We start from the raw sequence: 19,475 nt of genomic DNA, 5'->3' as shown, positions 1-19,475 counted from the left end.
CCGGCGACCGGGGCGACTATCTGCGTGCCATCGTCAGACTCGCATGCGAACGTGAAGACCTGGGCCCCGACTTCAGGGCCTGGCTTCGCCGGTACGCAGCCGAGGAGATGTAACGACGTTGAGCAGCGCCGAGCCCCGTACCCCGGGCCCCGACCACCTGTGGTCGGTGGACGAGCACCTGGAGGACGTCCTCTCCACCGTCCGCCCCCTGGAGCCCATCGAGCTGCAACTGCTCGACGCCCAGGGGTGCGTCCTGGTCGAGGACGTCATGGTGCCCCTGTCCCTGCCGCCGTTCGACAACAGTTCCATGGACGGCTACGCGGTGCGGGTCGCGGACGTCTCGGGCGCGAGCGAGGAGTTCCCGGCCGATCTCGAGGTCGTCGGGGACGTGGCCGCGGGCGCGGGCGACCCGGTCCGGGTCGGGCCCGGCCAGGCCGCCAGGATCATGACCGGCGCCCCGCTGCCGCCCGGCGCCGAGACCGTCGTACCGGTGGAGTGGACCGACGGCGGGCTCGGCGAGGGACCCGTCAGCGCGATGCGCGCCCGCAGCCTGGCCCCCGAGGGCGCCACCGGGCACGTGCGCGTGTACCGCCCGGCCGAGGCACGCGCGCACGTGCGCGCGAAGGGCGGCGACGTGAAGGCCGGCGACCGCGCGCTGAGCGCGGGCACCGTCCTCGGGCCCCCGCAGATCGCGCTGCTCGCCGCGATCGGCCGCGGCACGGTCCGGGTGCGTCCGCGCCCGCGCGTGGTCGTGCTCTCCACCGGCAGCGAGCTCGTCCAGCCCGACGAGCAGCTCGGCGGCGGCCAGATCTACGACTCCAACAGCTTCGCCCTGACCGCGGCCGCCCGGGACGCCGGTGCCATCGGCTACCGGGTGGGCGCCGTGGCCGACGACGCCGACACCCTGCGCTCCACCATCGAGGACCAGCTCGTCCGCGCGGACCTCATGGTCACCACCGGCGGGGTGAGCGTCGGGGCGTACGACGTCGTCAAGGAGGCGCTGTCCCACGTCGGCGACGAGGACGAGCCCGGCGCCGGGGTGGAGTTCCGCAAGCTCGCCATGCAGCCCGGCAAGCCCCAGGGCTTCGGCACGGTCGGCCCCGACCACATCCCGCTGCTGGCGCTGCCCGGCAACCCGGTGTCGTCGTACGTCTCCTTCGAGCTGTTCGTACGGCCCGCGATCCGCACCCTGATGGGCCTTCAGGACGTCCACCGGCCCACCGTCCGGGCGCGGCTGAACGCGGACAAGACGCTGAACTCGCCGCGTGGCCGCAGGCAGTTCCTGCGCGGCGCCCACCGCGACGGCGAGGTGACGCCCGTGGGGGGCTCCGGCTCGCATCTGATCGCCGCCCTCGCGCAGGCCGACGCGCTCATCGTCGTACCCGAGGACGTCGAGTCCGTCGAGCCCGGCGCCGAGGTCGAGGTGATCCTGCTCGGCTGAGCGGCCGGGGTTGGCGGTACCGTGTCGCGCACAGCAGGCCCGCGCGCCGCACCGCGCCGGGCCCCAACCGGGAGCGCCACACGATCATGACCGTGCCTTCCCGGGGGGAGACCCCCGGATCCCCCGTACCGCCCGCGCAGGACGACGCGCGGGGCCGGCTGACGCACATCGACGAGGCGGGCGCGGCCCGCATGGTCGACGTGTCCGGCAAGGACGTCACCGCGCGCACCGCGCGGGCCAGCGGCCGCGTCCTCGTCTCGCCCCGCGTGGTCGAGTTGCTGCGCGGCGAGGGGATGCCCAAGGGCGACGCCCTGGCCACCGCCCGGATCGCCGGGATCATGGGCGCCAAGCGCACCCCGGACCTCATCCCGCTGTGCCACCCGTTGTCGGTGTCCGGGGTGAAACTGGACCTGTCGGTCGCGGACGACGCCGTGGAGATCACGGCCACCGTGCGGACGACGGACCGCACGGGCGTGGAGATGGAGGCGCTCACCGCGGTCAGCGTCGCCGCGCTCACCGTGATCGACATGGTCAAGGCGGTCGACAAGGGGGCGGTCATCACGGACGTGCGGGTGGAGGAGAAGACGGGCGGCAAGTCCGGCGACTGGAGCCGGACATGACCTACCGCGCTCTGGTGGTCACCGCCTCCAACCGGGCGGCGGCGGGTGTCTACGAGGACCGGGGCGGCCCGCTGATCGCCGACGCCCTCGAGCGGTTCGGCTTCGCCGTCGACGGCCCCCGCGTCGTGCCGGACGGCGATCCGGTGCGCGCCGAACTGCGCGCCGCCGTCGAGGCCGGTTACGACGCCGTGGTCACCACCGGCGGCACCGGCGTCTCGCCCACCGACCGCACGCCCGAGGCGACCCGTGAGGTGATCGACTACGAGGTGCCGGGCATCGCGGAGGCGATCAGGGCGTACGGGCGGGACAAGGTGCCCACCGCGGCGCTGTCGCGGGGCCTGGCCGGGGTGTCCGGGCGGACCCTGATCGTCAATCTGCCGGGCTCCACCGGCGGGGTGAAGGACGGCCTCGCGGTGCTGGAGCCCCTCCTGGCGCACGCCGTGGACCAGATCCGCGGCGGCGACCACCCGGGATCCGGCGCGGGGGGTGCGAGCTGAACACCCCATCCTGGCCCGTGGTGCTCGCGGAGGGCGCGGTCGTCCTGAGGCCGATAAAGCTGCGCGACCAGCGGGCCTGGCGCGAGGTCAACCGGCGCAACCGGGACTGGCTCAGACCCTGGGAGGCGACCATCCCGCCGCCCACGCCCGGCGGGCCGGTCACCCACCGGCCGACGTACCGGCAGATGGTGCGGCACCTGCGCTCCGAGGCGCACGCCGGCCGGATGCTGCCGTTCGTCATCGAGTACGAGGGGCGGCTGGTCGGGCAGTTGACGGTCGCCGGGATCACCTGGGGCTCGATGTGCTCGGGCCACGTCGGCTACTGGGTGGACGAGGCGGTGGCCGGCCGCGGGGTGATGCCCACGGCGGTGGCACTCGTGGTGGACCACTGTTTCCGCACCGTCGGACTGCATCGCATCGAGGTCTGCATTCGCCCCGAGAACAGGCCGAGCCGCCGGGTGGTGGAGAAACTCGGATTCCGCGAGGAGGGGCTGCGGCCGCGTTATCTCCACATCGACGGAGCCTGGCGCGACCACCTCGTCTTCGCGCTCACCGCGGAAGAGGTGCCCGAGGGACTGCTGAACCGCTGGCGACGGGGCCGGCCGCGCAACTCCGAGAACAGCCAGGGGAATCCCGCCCGGCCCGGAAATTGAATAAGTGTTCGAAAATGATCGTCCGGGGATCCGTGTGCGATCGTCTTCGACCCATTGAATTCGCTGCCTTGACGGACTGTTGATCGCATCGGTCGCAAAAAAAGTTCGAAATATCAGCCAGATCGTGCGACACACCGGCCCAATTGGCAGATGGCCTCACGCAAACCCCTCTACCGTGTGAGGCGTGAGCAGCAGCGGCCTCATCTACGCAGTCATTGTCGGGGCCTGGGCCGCCTACTTGGTGCCGATGTGGCTCCGTAGGCAGGACGAGCTGAACGAGGCCCGTCCGACGGAACGCTTCAGCACCGCCATCCGGCTGCTGTCCGGACGGGCGGGTATGGAGCGCCGGTACGCCAGGGACCTGCGCGCGCGCTCCGCCGAGGAGGGGGAGTCCAGCGCCGTGGAACCGGACGCCGTCACCGACTCGGTGGACGTCCGGGCCTTCGCCGTGCCTCCGGCCCGGGCCCAGGAACGGGAGCGCGAGCGGGAGCAGACGCCGGCGCACCCGACGCAGGACCGGCCGGAAACGGCCGGTGAGCAGGCGGCCGCCCGCGACACCCGCCAGCAGCGTGAGGGGCCGCGCTCCCGGCCGTCCTCGGCGGCGGTGCCGGCCCAGGGCGCCGCGCCCGGCAGGGTCACGGCCTCCGCCGCCGCACGCCGCAGCGCCGAGCCGCCCGCCGCGTCCACCGCCCCCGCGCGCCGACGCGTCCCCGCGGCCCGGCGCGCGCCCGGCGCGGAGGCAGCCGCTGCGCGCGCCCGGCGCTCCAAGGTCCTCGCGCGCCGCCGGCGCACCACCGTCATGCTCTTCCTCGCCTTCACGCTCGGCGCGATCGCCGCCGCGGTGGGCGGGCTGGCGTTCCTGTGGGCGCCCGGCGTGCCGGCCGTGATGCTCAGCGCGTACATCGCGTATCTGCGCGCCCAGGAACGACGCCGCTTCGCCTACCAGATGGACCGCCGCCGTGCCGAGGTCGCCGCCCAGCGGCTGCGCGAGAACCGGCACCAGCCGCGCCGGCGCACGCCCCTGGACCCGGCCGCCGACGAGCCGGACGCCGGCCCCGAGCCGGAGACCGACCCCGGCCTTGCCGCGCTCGCCGCCGACCGGCGCGCCCTGGTCGAGCAGACCGACCACGCCGAGTGGCTGGACCAGCAGCGCGAGCGCCGCAGCCGCCCCGGCCACGGCGACAGCTGGGACCCGGTACCGGTGCCGCTGCCCACCTACGTGACCGCGCCGGTCGCCCCGCGCGCGACCCCGGACGTGGACCTGGGCGCGCCGGACACCTGGAGCTCGGCCCGCTCGTCCTCCGCCGTCCCGGAGCAGGAGGCGCCCCCGGCCGCCGAGGAGCCGCCGCATGCCGAGCGGCACGCCGAGCCGCACGCCGACGACGACAGGCCCGGCGCCGACGGCCGCACCGACGCACGCCGTGCCGCCTCCGCCCGCCGCTCCCGCGAGCGCGGCCGGACCCCGCTGTTCGACCAGTACGAGGACGGCGACCGCCCCCGTGCGGCCAACGAGTGACCCCCGCCCCTGACCAGCCCGAGTACGGATTTCCAACCACCCGGACGGGGATGCTAGAGTTTCACTCGTTGCAAGGGCCTGTGGCGCAGTCCGGTAGCGCACCTCGTTCGCATCGAGGGGGCCAGGGGTTCAAATCCCCTCAGGTCCACGCAGCTCGAAGCCCCCGTCGGGACAACTGACGGGGGCTTCGACATGTTTGGCCTCGGCCAATGGCTGTGGCCCGGGCCGCGGCCGCGGGCCGGCCCGGCTACAGCTTCTTCGCGAAGCACATGCTCGACTCGTACTCCCGGTAGTAGCCGAACTTCACGCACGGCTCGTAACCGCTGGAGGTGTAGAGGGCGATGGCCTCCGGCTGCTGGTCCCCGGTCTCCAGCACCATGCGGCGGCGGCCGGCGGCGCGGGCGTCCTCCTCCAGCGCGGCGAGCATCCGGCGGGCGAGCCCGCGGCCGCGCATCTGCGCGATCACGAACATGCGCTTGAGCTCGGCGTCGCCGTCCTCGTTGCCCTCCTCGTTTCGGTCCTGGCTGCGCCAGCCGCCGGTGGCCACCGGGGTGCCGTCCTCGTCGTAGGCGATCAGGTAGACGCCGTGGGGCGGCCGGAACTCGGCCGGGTCCAGCGGGGTGGCGTCGCCGCCGTCGCCGTAGCGGACGTGGTACTCGGCCTGGACCTCGTCGTTCAGCTTGACGGCGTCCGGGTGGTCGAAGGGAACAGGGCGCAAAATCATGTTGAGCACCGTATATCAATGCAGTCGGTAACAGCGTGGCGGGGCAATGGTCTCTTACGAGGCCCGGTCCAGTGTGCCGGTAAAGTGCCCGCGTGCTGACTGTGACCTCCGCCAATGTGAACGGACTGCGCGCCGCCGCCAGGAAGGGCTTCGTGGAGTGGCTCGCGGGGACCGGCGCCGACGTGCTGTGCCTCCAGGAGGTGCGCGCCGAGCCGCACCAGCTGCCCGAGCCGGTGCGCGCCCCCGAGGGCTGGCACGTCGTGCACGCGCCCGCCGCCGCCAAGGGCCGCGCCGGCGTCTCCCTCTACACCCGCCGCGAACCCGACCGGGTCCGGATCGGCTTCGGATCCTCGGAGTTCGACGCGAGCGGCCGCTACGTCGAGGCGGACCTGCCGGGTGTCACGGTCGCCTCCCTCTACCTCCCCTCCGGTGAGGTGGGCACCGAGCGGCAGGACGAGAAGGCGCGCTTCATGGGCGAGTTCCTCGCCCACCTCAAGGAACTGCGGGAGCGGGCCGCCGCCGACGGCCGTGAGGTCCTCGTCTGCGGCGACTGGAACATCGCCCACCAGCAGGCCGACCTGAAGAACTGGCGCGGCAACACCAAGAACTCCGGCTTCCTCCCGGAGGAACGCGCCTGGCTCACGCGCGTGCTCACCCCCGAGGACGGCGGCTACGTCGACGTCGTACGTGCCCTGCACCCGGACACCGAGGGGCCGTACACCTGGTGGTCGTACCGGGGGCGTGCGTTCGACAACGACACCGGGTGGAGGATCGACTACCACGTGGCCACGCCCGGTCTCGCGGTGAAGGCCGTCAAGGGCTTCGTGGAGCGGGCGGCCGCACACGAGGAGCGCTGGTCCGACCATGCTCCGGTCACCGTGGTCTACGACCTCTAGGACTCCGGGGACTTGCTCAGCCGCCGGTCCAGGGCCATCGACAGTTCCGCGTCGACCACGCTCTTCGCCAGGGGGCGCAGGCGGGGGAGGTCGCCTTCCGAGGCGTGGCGGAGGATCAGGTCGGTGAAGAGGGCGGCCAGGGCGTCGGCGTGGTCGCGGACGCGGCGGCCGGCGGCGAGCACCTCGGCCAGGGGTATGCCCTCGCGGACCAGGGCGGCGGAGACGTCCAGCAGGCGGCGGCTGATGTGGACGATCTCGTCGCCGTCGGTGCCGAGGTAGCCGAGGTCCATGGCGGCGGCCAGGTTCTCGGCGGTGACCTCGCCGGCGAAGTGGTCGGCGAGTTCCTCGGGCGTCAGGCGCACCGGCGTCTCTTCGGTGGGGGCGCCGATGCCGAGGAGGTCGCCGACGTCGCGGCCGTGGTCGAAGGCCTCGGCCAGCTCCGCGATGCCGCTGAGGGTGTGGCCGCGTTCCAGCAGGGCGGAGATGGTGCGCAGCCGGGCCAGGTGGTGGTCGTCGTACCAGGCGATACGGCCCTCGCGGCGCGGTGGCGGGATCAGCTTGCGCTCGCGGTAGAAGCGCAGGGTGCGCACGGTGATGCCGGCCAGCCGGGCCAGCTCCTCCATGCGGTACTCGCGCGGGCCCGCGCCCCGTCCGTCGCGTCGTCCAGCGTCTTCAGCCACGGCAGCAGCCTATGTTGTACCGCCGGTAACTTTCCTTGCCCGCCCCCTACCGATCGGTACGGAGCTCCTCTACGCTCCCCATTGCGCCAGTGTTCACTGGCAGATTCGCTGTGAGGAGGGGCGCTCCATGGCCGAGCAGGAGCAAGGGCAAGGGCAAGGGCACCGGCACGGGCACGACGACGAACATGTGCGGGTGGCGGTGATCGGGTCCGGGTTCGGCGGCCTCGGCGCCGCCGTGCGGCTGCGCCGGGAGGGGATCACCGATTTCGTCGTGCTCGAGCGGGCCGGTGGCGTCGGCGGCACCTGGCGCGACAACAGCTACCCGGGGTGCGCCTGCGACGTCCCCTCCCACCTCTACTCCTTCTCCTTCGCGCCCAACCCCGAGTGGCCGCGCACCTTCTCCGGCCAGGAGCACATCCGCGCCTATCTGGAGCACGTCACCGACGTCTTCCACCTGCGCCCCCACATCCGCTTCGACTCCGAGGTCAAGAAGATGACCTGGGACGCCGCGAAGCTGCGCTGGGACATCGAGACCACCGCGGGCAGCCTCTCCGCCGACGTCGTGGTCTCCGCGACCGGGCCGCTGTCCGACCCGAAGATCCCGCACGTCCCCGGGCTCGACACCTTCCCCGGCAAGGTCTTCCACTCCGCCCGCTGGGACCACGACTACGACCTCGCCGGCAAGCGGGTCGCCATGATCGGCACCGGCGCCTCCGCCATCCAGATCGTGCCGTCCATCCAGCCCGAGGTCGCCCGGCTCACCCTGTTCCAGCGCACCCCCGCGTGGGTGATGCCCCGAGTCGACCGCGAGATCAGCGGCCTGGAGCGCGCAGTGCACCGTGCGCTGCCGGTGACCTCCCGGCTGCGCCGCGGACTGCTGTGGGGCATCAGGGAGTTGCAGGTCCAGGCGTTCACCAAGCGCCCCGACGAGCTCGGCTTCGTCGAGCGGCTGGCCAAGCGCAACATGGCCCGCGCCGTCAAGGACCCCGCGCTGCGCGCCAAGCTGACCCCCGACTACCGCATCGGCTGCAAGCGGATCCTGCTCTCCAGCACGTACTACCCGGCGCTCGCGCAGGACAACGTGGACGTGGTGGCGGCCGGGCTCAGCGAGGTCCGCGGCTCCACCGTGGTCGCCGCCGACGGCAGCGAGGCCGAGGTCGACGCCATCGTGTTCGGCACCGGCTTCCACGTCACCGACATGCCGATCGCCGAGCGGGTCGTCGGCGCGGACGGGCGCACGCTCGCCGAGAGCTGGAAGGGCGGCATGGAGGCGCTGCGCGGCGCGTCCGCGGCCGGCTTCCCCAACTGGATGACGATCATCGGGCCCAACACCGGCCTCGGGAACTCCTCGATGATCCTGATGATCGAGTCCCAGCTGAACTACATGGCCGACTACCTGCGCCAGCTCGACGTCCTCGGCGGCCGGGCCGCCCTGGACGCCCGCCCGAGCGCGGTGAAGGCCTGGAACCGCAAGGTGCAGGACCGCATGAAGCGCACCGTGTGGAACACCGGCGGCTGCACCAGCTGGTACCTGGACGCCGCCGGCCGCAACACCACCATCTGGCCCGGTACCACCACGGAGTTCCGGCGCGCCACCCGGCGGGTCGACCTCGCCGAGTACGAGGTGCTGCGCGCGCCCGCCCACAAGGGCGCCGCCGAGCACGACGAGCGCACCGAGCGCACCGAGCGCACCGAGCGCGACGAGCGCACCGAGGCGGTGGACGCGTGAGCCGTCCGACCCACGTCACCTCCGGCCCGTACGCCCCGCCCACGCCCGCCCGCGAGCTCACCGTCATCTCCGCCGACGGCGCCCGGCTGCACGTCGAGGTGCACGGCCCGGCCGGCGACCCCGGCGCGCCCGCCGTCGTGCTCGCCCACGGCTGGACCTGCTCGACCGCCTTCTGGGCCGCGCAGATCCGCGACCTGGCAGCCGACCACCGTGTGATCGCCTACGACCAGCGCGGCCACGGACGCAGCCCGGCGAGCCCGGCCTGCACCGCCGAAGCGCTCGCCGACGATCTGGAGGCCGTGCTCGCCGCCACCCTCGCCCCGGGCGAGAAGGCCGTCGTCGCGGGCCACTCCATGGGCGGGATGACCATCATGGCCGCGGCCGCCCGGCCCGGCTTCCAGCAGCACGCGGCGGCCGTACTGCTGTGCAGCACGGGCAGTTCGCAACTGGTCGCCCGGTCGACCGTGGTGCCGCTCGGGTCCGGACGGGCGCGCACCTGGCTGACCCGGCACATCCTCGGCTCGCGCGCACCCCTCGGGCCGGTCACGCCGCTCGCCCGGCGGATCCTCAAGTACGCGACGATGGGCCCGCGTTCGGCGCCGCACATGGTCGAGGCGTGCGCCCGGATCGTGCACGGCTGTCCGAGCCGGGTGCGGCACGCCTGGTCCGAGGTGCTGAACCTGCTCGATCTCGACCACGGCGTAAGGGAGTTGCGGGTTCCGGCCGCGGTCGTGGTGGGCACGGCCGACCGGATGACCCCGCCGGTGCACGCGCGGGCGCTGGCCGCCGCGCTGCCGCAGTGCACCGGCCTGACCGAGCTGCCCGGCCTTGGCCACATGACCCCGGTGGAGGCGCCCGAGGCGATCAGCGGGAAGATCCGGGAACTCGTGACCGCGTACGGGCAGGGGCACGCGCACCCGGACGGCGGCGCCGGCGGTGGCGACGAGAACGACGACGACGTACGGATCAAGGAGGGCGCATGAGCAGGGTGAGCCTGGAGGGACAGGTCGCGGTCGTCACCGGGGCCGCGCGGGGCGTGGGGGAACTGCTGGCGCGCAAACTGTCCGCGCGCGGCGCGCGGGTGGCGCTGGTCGGTCTTGAGCCGGACGCGCTCAAGCAGGTCGCGGAGCGGCTGCACGGCGAGAGCGCGTACTGGCACGCCGACGTCACCGACCAGGAGGCGATGAGCCGGGTCGCGGCGGAGGTCAAGGAACGGTTCGGGAAGGTCGACATCGTGGTCGCCAACGCCGGTGTGGCGACCGGCGGTCCGTTCGCCGGCTCCGACCCGGAGTCCTGGCGGCGCGTGATCGAGGTCAACCTCATCGGCTCGGCCGTCACGGGGCGGGCGTTCCTGCCCGCGCTGACCGAGAGCCGCGGCTATCTGCTGCAGATCGCCTCCCTCGCCGCGATCACCCCGGCGCCGATGATGACGGCGTACTGCGCCTCCAAGTCCGGTGTGGAGGCGTACGCGCACAGTCTGCGGGCCGAAGTCGGCCATCTGGGCGTGCGGGTGGGCGTCGCCTACCTGTCCTGGACCGACACCGACATGGTGCGCGGTGCCGACCAGGACGACGTGATGCGGGAGTTGAGGCAGCGACTGGTGTGGCCGTCCAACAAGACCTATCCGCTGGGCCCGACGGTGGACCGGATCGTCGAGGGCGTCGAGCGGCGCTCGAGCCATGTCTACGGGCAGTGGTGGCTGCGCGGGATGCAGGGCGTGCGCGGGTATCTGCCGGGCCTCATCGGGCGGGTGGGGCAGCGGGAGATGCGGCGGTTCGCGGACCGGCTCACGGGGATGCGGACCGGGCTGGTCGGAGCCGGCGGCGCCGCCGACGAACAGCACCGGAGCACCCGGAGCACTTCGGGCCCGCGCCACCGCTGATCCCCTGGTCACGGACCTGATTACGCACCGTCGTTGATCGACATGCGCAGGGTCACCGCCCGTGTGAATCTGGTCGAGGTCGATCCCCTCACCCACTTGGGGATCCCCCTCACCCACACGGGAGTGAAACAGCATGGGTATGAAGGACAAGTTCCAGGACCAGGCCGAGCAGTGGCAGCAGCAGGGCAAGGAGCGCAGCGGCGAGGCCCGCGAGAAGGCCGGCCAGCGCTCGTCCCAGCAGCGCGAGCGTGCGCGTCAGGGCATCGACGACACGCACGACGAGATGGAGGACCGTCTCAACGAGGACTACGACCGGTAGTCACCGTCGTCACCGTAGTCATCGTGTGATGCCATGCTCGGCTCCGGCCGGGAAGACGCGGGGTGCCCTGTGTGTCGGGGCACCCCGCGTTCGCGCCCCGTGCCCTCCCGGCGCCTCACGCGGTGTCCGGCCGCGGGGGCAGCTTCGGGCGGGACCGGTCGGGTACGTCGCGGTAGTCGGGCGGGTCGGCGGCCGGGTTGGACTCCAGCAGTTCCAGGGCGAGTTCGATGGCGTCGTCCATCTCGACGTGCCGGCCCTCGGCCCAGTCCATCGGGGTGCGCAGGCTCTCCACGTCCGGTGCGACACCGTGGTTCTCCACGGACCAGCCGTACGCGTCGAACCAGGCCGCGTTCATCGGCACCGTGATCACCGTCCCGTCGCCCAGGCGGTGCCGGCCGGTCATGCCGACCACTCCGCCCCAGGTGCGCTGGCCGACGACCGGGCCGAGCCTCAGCAGCTTGAAGGCCGCCGTGATCATGTCGCCGTCGGACGACGTCGCCTCGTCGGCGAGGGCCACGAGCGGCCCGCGGGGCGCGTTCGAGGTGTACGACACCGGCCGCGCGCCCCGGGTCAGGTCCCAGCCGAGGATGGTCCGGGTCAGCTTCTCGACGACGAGTTCGCTGATGTGGCCGCCCGCGTTGCCGCGCACGTCGACTATCAGCGCCGGCCGGGAGACCTCCATGCGCCAGTCCCGGTTGAACTGCGCCCAGCCGGAGCCGCCCATGTCGGGGATGTGCAGATAGCCGCACCGGCCGTTGCTCAACTCCCGCACCACCGAACGCCGCTTGGCCACCCAGTCCTGGTAGCGCAGCGGCCGCTCGTCGATCAGCGGGACGACGGCCACCCGGCGCGCGGGTCCCCCGCCCTCGGCCGGCGCGAAGGTCAGCTCCACCGTCGTACCGCCGGAGCCGGCGAGCAGCGGGTACGGGCCGGCGACCGGGTCGACCGGGCGGCCGTCCACGTGGGTCAGGACCGCGCCCTCGCGGATGCCCGTGCCGGCCAGTGGGGAGCGGGCCTTGGAGTCGGAGGAGTCACCGGACAGGATGCGCACGACCACCCAGCCGGCCTCCCGGTGCGTGAAGTTGGCGCCGAGCAGGCCCTGCCAGCGCTGGTAGTGCGGCGGCCCCTCGTTGCGGCGGGCGGCGGCGACGTAGGCGTGCGAGGTGCCGAGCTCGCCGAGCACCTCGCGCAGCAGGTCGGCGAACTCGTCGGGGGAGGCGACCCGTTCGACCAGCGGGCGGTACTGCGCGAGCACGCCGTCCCAGTCGATGCCGCACATCCCCGGTTCCCAGAAGTAGGCGCGGATCAGCCGGCCGGCCTCCTCGTAGGCCTGGCGCCACTCGGCGGCCGGGTCGACGACCTGCACGATCCGGCGCATGTCGATCCAGGCGGTGGTGTCGAGGTCGCCGATCTCCGTGGACGGCACGGCGCGCAGGTCGCCCTCGTCCACGACGACCAGCCGGGTGCCGTCCCCGCTCACCCCGAACCAGTCGAGGTGGCCCACGAGTTCGGACTTCTTCGCCTTGCTGATGTTGAAGTGCTCCAGGGTCGGGCGGCCGGTGGTGTCGTCGGGGTTGGCGAAGGTCTCGCCGAGCGCGCCCGAGATCGGCCAGCGCAGCCAGACCAGGCCGCCGCCCGCCACCGGGTACAGGCCGGAGTACTTGGAGGCGATGACCGGGAACGGCGTCACCCGGTTCTCCAGGCCCTCGACCTCGACCGTCACGGTGCCGGACTCGCCGCTGTCCTCGTCCTCCACCGGGTCCAGACCGCCCGCCGCCGGGCGCCCTTCGGGGTTGAGCGCGAAGGGGGAGGGGGTCGCGGAGGACAGCGGGACCAGATAGGGCTTGCAGCCGAGCGGGAAGGACAGGTCGCCGGTGTGCACGTCGTATACCGGGTCGAAGCCGCGCCAGGACAGGAAGGCGAGGTAGCGGCCGTCCCGGGTGAACACCGGGTTCTCGTCCTCGAAGCGGCCGTTGGTGACGTCGACGACCGTACGGTCCTTTATGCGGGCCATCCTGATCTGCCGCAGGGTGCGCCCGATCCCGGGGTGGGACCAGGTCAGCCAGGCGCCGTCCGGGGAGAAGGCGAGGTCGCGCACGGGCCCGTTGACGGACCGGACCAGCTCGGTGACCTCGGCGGCATCCTCGTCCTCGGTTCCGGTCCCGGCCTCGTCCTCGGTTCCGGTCCCGGCCTCGTCCTCGGTCCCGGTCCCGGCCTCGTCCTCGGTCTCGGCCCCGGTGTCGCCCCCGGCCCCGGTCCCGCCCTCGGCATCCGGGTCCCCGGCGCCCGCCTCTTCGGCGTCCCCGGCGTCCACGGCGTCCACGGCCTCGGCCGGCCTCTCCCCGCCGTCCGTCACGTCGAGCAGCAGCAGGCGGCCGTCGTGGGAGGCGATGGCCAGCCGTTCGCCCGCCGGGTCGGCGGTCATCTCCAGGACGCGGCCCAGCCGCCCGGAGGCGAGCCTGCGGGGCGGACGCGCGCCCGTGGCGCGGGGGAGGTGGGAGATCTCGACGGCGTCCTCGCCCTCGGCGTCGGTGACGTAGGCGACCTGGCCGGTCGCGCCGAGCATCTCCGGCAGCCGGACGCGCACGCCCGGTGTGTCGATGAGGGTGCGGGCGGGGCCGTCGCGGTGGGTCAGCCAGTACAGGGAGCCGCGTACGACGACCGCGCTCGCGCGGCCGGTCTCGTCCACCGAGAGGCCGTCGACGTGCTGCGCGGCCGGCACCTGGTAGGGGCGGCGCCCGGCCCGTGGCCCGCCGAGCCGGACCTCCAGCCGGCGCGGGACGGCGCCGGGGGAGAGGTCGTCGACGAGCCACAGGTCGCCCGCGCACTGGTACACCACGCGCGTGCCGTCGCTGGACGCGTGCCGGGCGTAGAAGGCGTCGTGGTCGGTGTGGCGGCGCAGGTCGGTGCCGTCGTGGGCGCAGGAGTAGAGGTTGCCGACGCCCTCGTGGTCGGAGAGGAAGGCGATCCGGTCGCCGACGAACATCGGGCAGGCCAGATGGCCGTCGATGCCGGCGAGCAGACGCCGGCCGTGCAGCCAGAGGCGGCCCGTGGCGCCGCCGCGGTAGCGCTTCCAGGAGGCGGGTTCGTGCGGCGGGGTCCCGGTCAGCAGCAGGCTGCGCCGCTCGCCGTCGATGTCGGCGACCTGGATGTCGGAGACCGGCCCCCAGGGCAGTTTGCGGCCGGGGGAGCCGTCGGTGCCGACCTTGTAGGCCCAGGTGAAGTAGGAGAACGGCTCGCCGTGCGAGGCGACGGCGAGGATCGCGGTGTGGCCGTGCTCGTCGGGCGGGCTCCAGCCGCACACCTGGGTGTCGGAGCTGCCCCAGTACGTCAGCTGCCGGCCGGGGCCGCCGTCCACGTCGACCAGGTGGATCTCGGGCACCAGGCCGCGCCAGCTCGTGTACGCGAGCCGGCGGCCGTCGGGGGAGAAGCGCGGGTGGCCGGCCTTGGAGCGGTCCACGGTGAGCCGCCAGGCGCGGCCCGCGCCGTCCAGCGGCGCCAGCCAGAGATCGTCCTCGGCCACGAAGCACAGGAGGTCGCCGCTGATGTGCGGCAGGCGCAGATAGCTCACCCACCCATGCTTCGCCGGGGGATGGAGCGGGGCAAATCGCGAAAGACAGGGCAGGATACGGGGTGCGTGACCCAGCACACGTACGAAACGGTTTCGTTTCGCTCGGCCCCGCGCTACATTCGTTCCGTACGACGCGTACGAAACCGTCTCGTTCGCGGGCGGTACGGAGCGGAAAGGGGTGACGGACATGGCCGAGGGCGCGACCCCGCGGCGCAGCCGCATCACGCCCGAGCGCGAGGCCGAGCTGTACGAGGCCGTGCTCGATCTGCTCCGCGAAGTCGGCTACGACGCCCTCACCATGGACGCCGTGGCCGCCCGTACGAAGTCCAGCAAGGCGACGCTCTACCGCCAGTGGGGCGGCAAGGCCCAGCTGGTCGTCAAGGCGCTGCGGCACGGCAAGCCGGGCCATGCCGACGAGATCGACACCGGCTCACTCCGCGGCGACCTGCACGCCCTGGTGGCGCTGGAGGACGACTGCACCATGGAGCGCAACTCCGCGCTCATGCGGGGCGTCGCCATGGCGATGCACCACAACGAGGATCTGCGCCAGGCCTTCCGGGAGCAGGTCATCGACCCGGAGATGGGCGGGTTCGGGCAGGTCATGCGGCGTGCCGTGGAGCGGGGGGAAGTCCGTGAGGACTGCCCCGCCCTGGAGTTCACGCTGCACATGATGGTCGGTGGCTTCGCCACCCGGGCCCTGCTCGACGACCAGCCGCCCACCCGGGCGTTCCTCACCTCGTACATCGACGCCGTGGTCCTCCCCGCCCTCGGCGTGTCCCCTCACTGACACCTCTCCCCGGCAAGCCCACCCCTGACGTACCCGCTCACGTCGTCGGGCTGATCACCCCTGCCCAGAACCGAACACGACCTGACCGGGAGTACGCCCCGTGGCCACCTTCCTGTACAAACTCGGCCGCCTCGCCTTCCGGCGACGGCACTTCGTCGCCCTGATCTGGGTGGCGCTGCTGACGCTCGCGGGCGTCGGCGCCGCCTCGGCGCCGACCGCCGGCAACACCTCCTTCTCCGTCCCCGGTACCGAGGCGCAGAAGGCCTTCGACCTGCTGGAACAGCGATTCCCCGGCGCGAGCGCCGACGGAGCGACCGCGCGGGTCGTCTTCAAGGCGCCGGCCGGCGAGAAGATGACGGACGCCGGGAACCGGGCGGCCGTGAAGAAGACGGTCAAGGAGCTGTCCGGCGGCGCCGAGGTCGCCTCCGTCAGCGACCCCTACACCGCGCACGCCGTCAGCAAGGACGGCACGATCGCGTACACGTCTGTGAAGTACAAGGTCTCCGGCATGGAGCTCGAGGACTCCTCCCGCACCGCCCTGAAGGGCGCGGCGCAGGACGCGCGCGAGGCCGGGCTGACCGTCGAGGTCGGCGGCGACGCCCTCAACGCGGCGCCCGAGACCGGCGGAACCGAGGTCATCGGCATCGCAGTCGCGGCCGTCGTCCTCGTCATCACCTTCGGCTCGCTGCTGGCGGCCGGGCTGCCGCTGCTGACCGCGCTGATAGGCGTGGGCATCGGAGTCTCCTCGATCACCGCGCTCGCGAACGCCCTCGACCTGGGCTCGACCACCTCCACCCTGGCCACCATGATCGGTCTCGCGGTGGGCATCGACTACGCGCTGTTCATCGTCTCCCGCTACCGCGCCGAACTCGCCGAGGGACGCGAGCGCGAGGAGGCGGCCGGGCGGGCCGTGGGCACCGCGGGCTCGGCGGTGGTCTTCGCGGGCCTGACCGTGGTGATCGCCCTGGTCGGCCTGTCGGTCGTCGACATCCCGATGCTGACGAAGATGGGCGTCGCCGCGGCCGGCACGGTGGCCGTCGCCGTACTGATCGCGCTCACCATGATCCCGGCCCTGCTCGGCTACGCCGGCCGCAGGGTCAAGCCGGCCGGGGAGAAGAGCAGGCTGCTGGGCGGCGCCCGTGCCGCGCGCCGGGGCGGGCAGGACCGGCCCAACATGGGCACCCGCTGGGCGAGCTTCGTCGTCCGCCGCCCGGTCGCCGTGCTGCTGCTCGGCGTGCTGGGCCTGGGTGCCGCCGCCGTCCCCGCCGCCTCCCTGGAACTGGGCCTGCCCGACGACGGCTCCCAGCCCGTCTCCACCACCCAGCGCCGCGCCTACGACCTGCTGTCGGAGGGCTTCGGCCCCGGCTTCAACGGGCCGCTGATGGTCGTGGTCGACGCCAAGGACAGCGCCCGCCCCAAGGCCGCCTTCACCCGGGTGACCGACGAGATCAAGAAGCTGGACGACGTCGTCACGGTGACACCGGCCCAGCCGAACAAGGCCGGCGACACCGCGACCGTCACGGTCGTGCCCGACTCCAAGCCGTCCTCCACGAGCACCGAGGACCTGGTGCACGCCATCCGCGCCGCCGGCGGGGACGTCGAGGCCAGGACCGACGCGAAGGTGCTGGTCACCGGCTCCACCGCGATGAACATCGACGTCTCGCAGAAACTCAACGACGCGCTGCTCCCCTACCTCGCCCTGGTCGTGGGCCTCGCCTTCCTCCTGCTGATCGTGGTGTTCCGCTCGGTGCTGGTCCCGCTGAAGGCCGCGCTCGGTTTCCTGCTGAGCGTGATGGCGGCCCTCGGCGCGGTCGTCGCCGTGTTCCAGTGGGGCTGGCTGTCCGGCCTGATGGGCGTGGAGCAGACCGGACCCGTCATGTCGATGATGCCGATCTTCATGGTGGGCGTGGTCTTCGGACTGGCCATGGACTACGAGGTGTTCCTCGTGACCCGCATGCGGGAGGCCTACGTCCACGGCGAGAAGCCCGGTCAGGCGGTCGTCACCGGCTTCCGGCACGGCGCGCGGGTCGTCACCGCGGCCGCCGTCATCATGATCGCCGTGTTCTCCGGCTTCATCGGCTCCAGCGAGTCGATGGTCAAGATGATCGGCTTCGGCCTGGCGATCGCGGTCTTCTTCGACGCCTTCGTCGTACGGATGGCCCTCGTCCCCGCGGTGCTGGCCCTGCTCGGCCGCCGGGCCTGGTGGCTGCCGAAGTGGCTGGACCGGGCCCTGCCCGACGTGGACGTCGAGGGCGACGGGCTGCGCGCCGAGCGCCCGAGGGACACCGACCCGGACGCGGACCGCGAACTGGTGCGGGTCTGAGCCGCCCGGCAGGGGTCCGGGCCCGCTGGTGCGGCCCGGACCCGGCCGCACCGCAGCGGGGCCCGGACCCCCGGCCGCGGCGGGGCCCGGTCCGGCGCGCGTGACAACGCACTCGCATGGCACCTACAGCCACCGCTAACGTGCCCCGCATGACGACGACAGCCGCCACTGACGCCGAAGGCTCCGGAGCCCACCCCCGATTCGCCGAGGCACTGCTGGAACTCGGGCTCGGTGAGCTCACGTCCCGGGTCCGGCGCTTCCCCGATGCCACCCGCACCGCCGAGCAGGCGGCCGCGGCCGTCGGGTGCGAGCTGAGCCAGATCTGCAAGTCGCTCGTCTTCGCCGCCGACGGAGTGCCGGTGCTGGTGCTCATGGACGGGGCCTCGCGCGTGGACGTCGAGCTCGTGCGCGAGGAACTCGGCGCCGGGAAGGTGACCCGGGCCAAGGCCGACGTCGTACGCGAGACGACGGGGTACGCCATCGGCGGGGTGCCGCCCTTCGGACACCGGACGCGCACCCGTGTGCTGGCCGACCGGTCGCTGCTGGAGCACGACACGGTGTGGGCGGCCGCGGGCGACCCGCACGCGGTGTTCCCCATCGCGCCCGACGCGCTCGTCGCCCACGCCGGGGCGAAGGTCGTGGACGTGCGCGAGCGCATCGCGTGACGGGCGCGGTCCTCTCCGCCGTCCTGCTCGCCGCCGTCACCCACGCCTGCTGGAACGCGATCGCGCACCGCATCACCGACAAGCTGGTCGGATTCACGCTGATCTCCGGCGGCGGAATGCTGATCGGGCTGGCGATGATCCCGTTCACCGCCGCACCGGCGGCGGGCGCGTGGCCGTACCTGCTGTGCTCGGCCGCCGTGCACATCGTGTACTACGCGCTGCTCATGAAGTCCTTCCGGCTGGGCGACTTCGGGCAGGCCTACCCCATCGCGCGCGGCACCGCCCCGCTGGTCGTCACCGTCCTCGCCGCCGTCTTCGCCCACGAGGTGCCCGACGGCTGGGCGGCCGCCGGCATCGCGCTGTCGTGCGCGGGCCTGACGGGGGTGGCGCTGTGGGGGCTGCGCGGGCACCGGCCCGACTGGGCCGCCGTCGGCGCGGCGCTCGCCACCGGGCTGTCCATCGCCGCGTACACCGTGATCGACGGCCTGGGCGTACGGGCCTCGGGGTCCTCCCTCGGGTACATCGCCTGTCTGATGGCGGTGCAGGGATGGGTGCTCCCCGCGTACGCCGCCGCGCGCCTGCGGCGGGAGGCCGGGGCGGTGCTGCGGCCCTACGCCCCGCTGGGACTGCTCGGCGCCGCGCTGTCGGTCGCCGCGTACGGACTCGTGCTGTGGGCACAGACCAGGGGCGCCCTCGCGCCGATCGCGGCCCTTCGGGAGTCGTCCATCCTCGTCGGCGCGGCCATCGGGGCGGTGTTCTTCAAGGAGCGGTTCGGGCTGCCGCGGGTCCTCGCCGCGGGGCTGCTGGTCGCGGGCATCGGGCTGATGCTGCGCGCCGGTTAGCCACGCGCCACGCGCCATGCGTCCGCGGCCTCGTGGGAGCACCCTGGAAGGAGGTGTTGTGGAGGTGACCGTCATGATGAACACCGCTGTGGGATGGCATGTGGAGCTGGAGTTCCAGGAGGACGACCAGCACACGCGGGCGGCGGCGCTGGTCCGGCTGCCCGACGGCAGCGAGGTCCGGGCCCACGGGCGCGCCAGCCGTCACCACACCGACAACAACCAGCCCCGGGTGGGCGAGGAGATCGCCGGCGCCCGCGCGCTCAACGAGCTCGCCATGCAGTTGCTGACCAAGGCGCACGGCGAGATCGACGACGCCTCGGGGCGGACGTC

At 73.1% G+C, this 19,475-nt stretch carries 18 protein-coding genes, 1 tRNA gene and 1 pseudogene; 17 read left to right on the top strand and 3 right to left on the bottom strand.

The features are described 5' to 3' along the window. The 7 genes and pseudogenes from IE249_RS34945 to IE249_RS34915 all read left to right on the top strand — a co-directional run. Positions 1 to 113, top strand: a pseudogene (locus IE249_RS34945) (UTP--glucose-1-phosphate uridylyltransferase); the annotation flags it as partial. Between the two features lie 5 nt (positions 114 to 118). Next, entirely contained in the window at positions 119 to 1,441 is a 1,323-nt protein-coding gene (gene glp, locus IE249_RS34940; protein WP_189711455.1) for a molybdotransferase-like divisome protein Glp, read from the top strand. An 86-nt stretch (positions 1,442 to 1,527) separates the two neighbouring features. Next, the gene (gene moaC / locus IE249_RS34935; RefSeq protein WP_189711453.1) at positions 1,528 to 2,061 is read left to right on the top strand and encodes a cyclic pyranopterin monophosphate synthase MoaC; all 534 of its coding nucleotides are present in this window, start codon (positions 1,528 to 1,530) and stop codon (positions 2,059 to 2,061) included. Beyond that, positions 2,058 to 2,558 carry a MogA/MoaB family molybdenum cofactor biosynthesis protein gene (locus IE249_RS34930; protein WP_189711451.1) on the top strand — a complete coding sequence of 167 codons (501 nt, stop codon included), beginning with the start codon at positions 2,058 to 2,060 and terminating at the stop codon, positions 2,556 to 2,558. The genes moaC and IE249_RS34930 overlap by 4 nt, the downstream gene beginning before the upstream one ends. A gap of 20 nt (positions 2,559 to 2,578) precedes the next feature. Then, the gene (locus tag IE249_RS34925; RefSeq protein ID WP_189711463.1) at positions 2,579 to 3,211 is read left to right on the top strand and encodes a GNAT family N-acetyltransferase; all 633 of its coding nucleotides are present in this window, start codon (positions 2,579 to 2,581) and stop codon (positions 3,209 to 3,211) included. Between the two features lie 184 nt (positions 3,212 to 3,395). Then, positions 3,396 to 4,727 carry a divisome protein SepX/GlpR gene (sepX, locus tag IE249_RS34920; protein ID WP_189711449.1) on the top strand — a complete coding sequence of 444 codons (1,332 nt, stop codon included), beginning with the start codon at positions 3,396 to 3,398 and terminating at the stop codon, positions 4,725 to 4,727. Between the two features lie 74 nt (positions 4,728 to 4,801). Continuing rightward, positions 4,802 to 4,875 (top strand) — tRNA-Ala (locus IE249_RS34915). A gap of 99 nt (positions 4,876 to 4,974) precedes the next feature. On the opposite strand, the gene IE249_RS34910 is transcribed toward IE249_RS34915, so the two are convergent. Continuing rightward, positions 4,975 to 5,451, bottom strand: a complete 477-nt coding sequence (locus tag IE249_RS34910; protein ID WP_189711447.1) for a GNAT family N-acetyltransferase — start codon at positions 5,449 to 5,451, stop codon at positions 4,975 to 4,977. A gap of 92 nt (positions 5,452 to 5,543) precedes the next feature. Between IE249_RS34910 and IE249_RS34905 the strand changes: the two genes are divergently transcribed. Continuing rightward, the gene (locus tag IE249_RS34905) at positions 5,544 to 6,347 is read left to right on the top strand and encodes an exodeoxyribonuclease III (protein WP_189711445.1); all 804 of its coding nucleotides are present in this window, start codon (positions 5,544 to 5,546) and stop codon (positions 6,345 to 6,347) included. On the opposite strand, the gene IE249_RS34900 is transcribed toward IE249_RS34905, so the two are convergent. After that, positions 6,344 to 6,970 carry a MerR family transcriptional regulator gene (locus IE249_RS34900; RefSeq protein WP_189711461.1) on the bottom strand — a complete coding sequence of 209 codons (627 nt, stop codon included), beginning with the start codon at positions 6,968 to 6,970 and terminating at the stop codon, positions 6,344 to 6,346. The genes IE249_RS34905 and IE249_RS34900 overlap by 4 nt on opposite strands. Positions 6,971 to 7,154: 184 nt before the next feature. Here IE249_RS34900 and IE249_RS34895 point away from each other — a divergent pair, with 184 nt between their 5' ends. From IE249_RS34895 to IE249_RS34880, 4 genes are all read left to right on the top strand, one after another. Further along, positions 7,155 to 8,756 carry a flavin-containing monooxygenase gene (locus tag IE249_RS34895; RefSeq protein WP_189711443.1) on the top strand — a complete coding sequence of 534 codons (1,602 nt, stop codon included), beginning with the start codon at positions 7,155 to 7,157 and terminating at the stop codon, positions 8,754 to 8,756. Further along, positions 8,753 to 9,739, top strand: a complete 987-nt coding sequence (locus IE249_RS34890) for an alpha/beta fold hydrolase (RefSeq protein WP_189711441.1) — start codon at positions 8,753 to 8,755, stop codon at positions 9,737 to 9,739. The genes IE249_RS34895 and IE249_RS34890 overlap by 4 nt, the downstream gene beginning before the upstream one ends. Next, the gene (locus IE249_RS34885) at positions 9,736 to 10,638 is read left to right on the top strand and encodes an SDR family oxidoreductase (protein ID WP_189711439.1); all 903 of its coding nucleotides are present in this window, start codon (positions 9,736 to 9,738) and stop codon (positions 10,636 to 10,638) included. The genes IE249_RS34890 and IE249_RS34885 overlap by 4 nt, the downstream gene beginning before the upstream one ends. A 133-nt stretch (positions 10,639 to 10,771) precedes the next feature. Beyond that, on the top strand, positions 10,772 to 10,957 hold the full coding sequence (locus IE249_RS34880; protein WP_189711437.1) for a hypothetical protein: 186 nt from the start codon (positions 10,772 to 10,774) through the stop codon (positions 10,955 to 10,957). Positions 10,958 to 11,072: 115 nt separating this feature from the next. Here the strand turns inward: IE249_RS34880 and IE249_RS34875 are convergent, their stop codons facing one another. After that, entirely contained in the window at positions 11,073 to 14,528 is a 3,456-nt protein-coding gene (locus IE249_RS34875; protein WP_189711435.1) for a S41 family peptidase, read from the bottom strand. A 187-nt stretch (positions 14,529 to 14,715) separates the two neighbouring features. Here IE249_RS34875 and IE249_RS34870 point away from each other — a divergent pair, with 187 nt between their 5' ends. The 5 genes from IE249_RS34870 to IE249_RS34850 all read left to right on the top strand — a co-directional run. Continuing rightward, a complete protein-coding gene (locus IE249_RS34870) occupies positions 14,716 to 15,315 on the top strand; it encodes a TetR/AcrR family transcriptional regulator (protein ID WP_189711459.1) in 600 nt (199 codons plus the stop codon). A gap of 100 nt (positions 15,316 to 15,415) precedes the next feature. Then, complete coding sequence (locus IE249_RS34865; protein ID WP_189711432.1) at positions 15,416 to 17,638, top strand: MMPL family transporter; 2,223 nt, start codon at positions 15,416 to 15,418, stop codon at positions 17,636 to 17,638. A 149-nt stretch (positions 17,639 to 17,787) separates the two neighbouring features. Further along, positions 17,788 to 18,303, top strand: coding sequence for a YbaK/EbsC family protein (locus IE249_RS34860; protein WP_189711430.1), 516 nt, complete (start codon positions 17,788 to 17,790; stop codon positions 18,301 to 18,303). Next, complete coding sequence (locus IE249_RS34855; protein WP_189711428.1) at positions 18,300 to 19,145, top strand: EamA family transporter; 846 nt, start codon at positions 18,300 to 18,302, stop codon at positions 19,143 to 19,145. The genes IE249_RS34860 and IE249_RS34855 overlap by 4 nt, the downstream gene beginning before the upstream one ends. A 73-nt stretch (positions 19,146 to 19,218) precedes the next feature. Continuing rightward, the coding region (locus IE249_RS34850; RefSeq protein ID WP_189711457.1) for a DUF1876 domain-containing protein at positions 19,219 to 19,475 on the top strand (257 nt) is incomplete at its 3' end.

It is taken from the genome of Streptomyces anandii JCM 4720 (genome assembly GCF_014650655.1).
Lineage (GTDB): Bacteria > Actinomycetota > Actinomycetes > Streptomycetales > Streptomycetaceae > Streptomyces > Streptomyces anandii.
The sequence above is the reverse complement of the archived record's forward strand: the minus strand, read 5'-3'. Positions and strand labels throughout refer to the sequence as shown.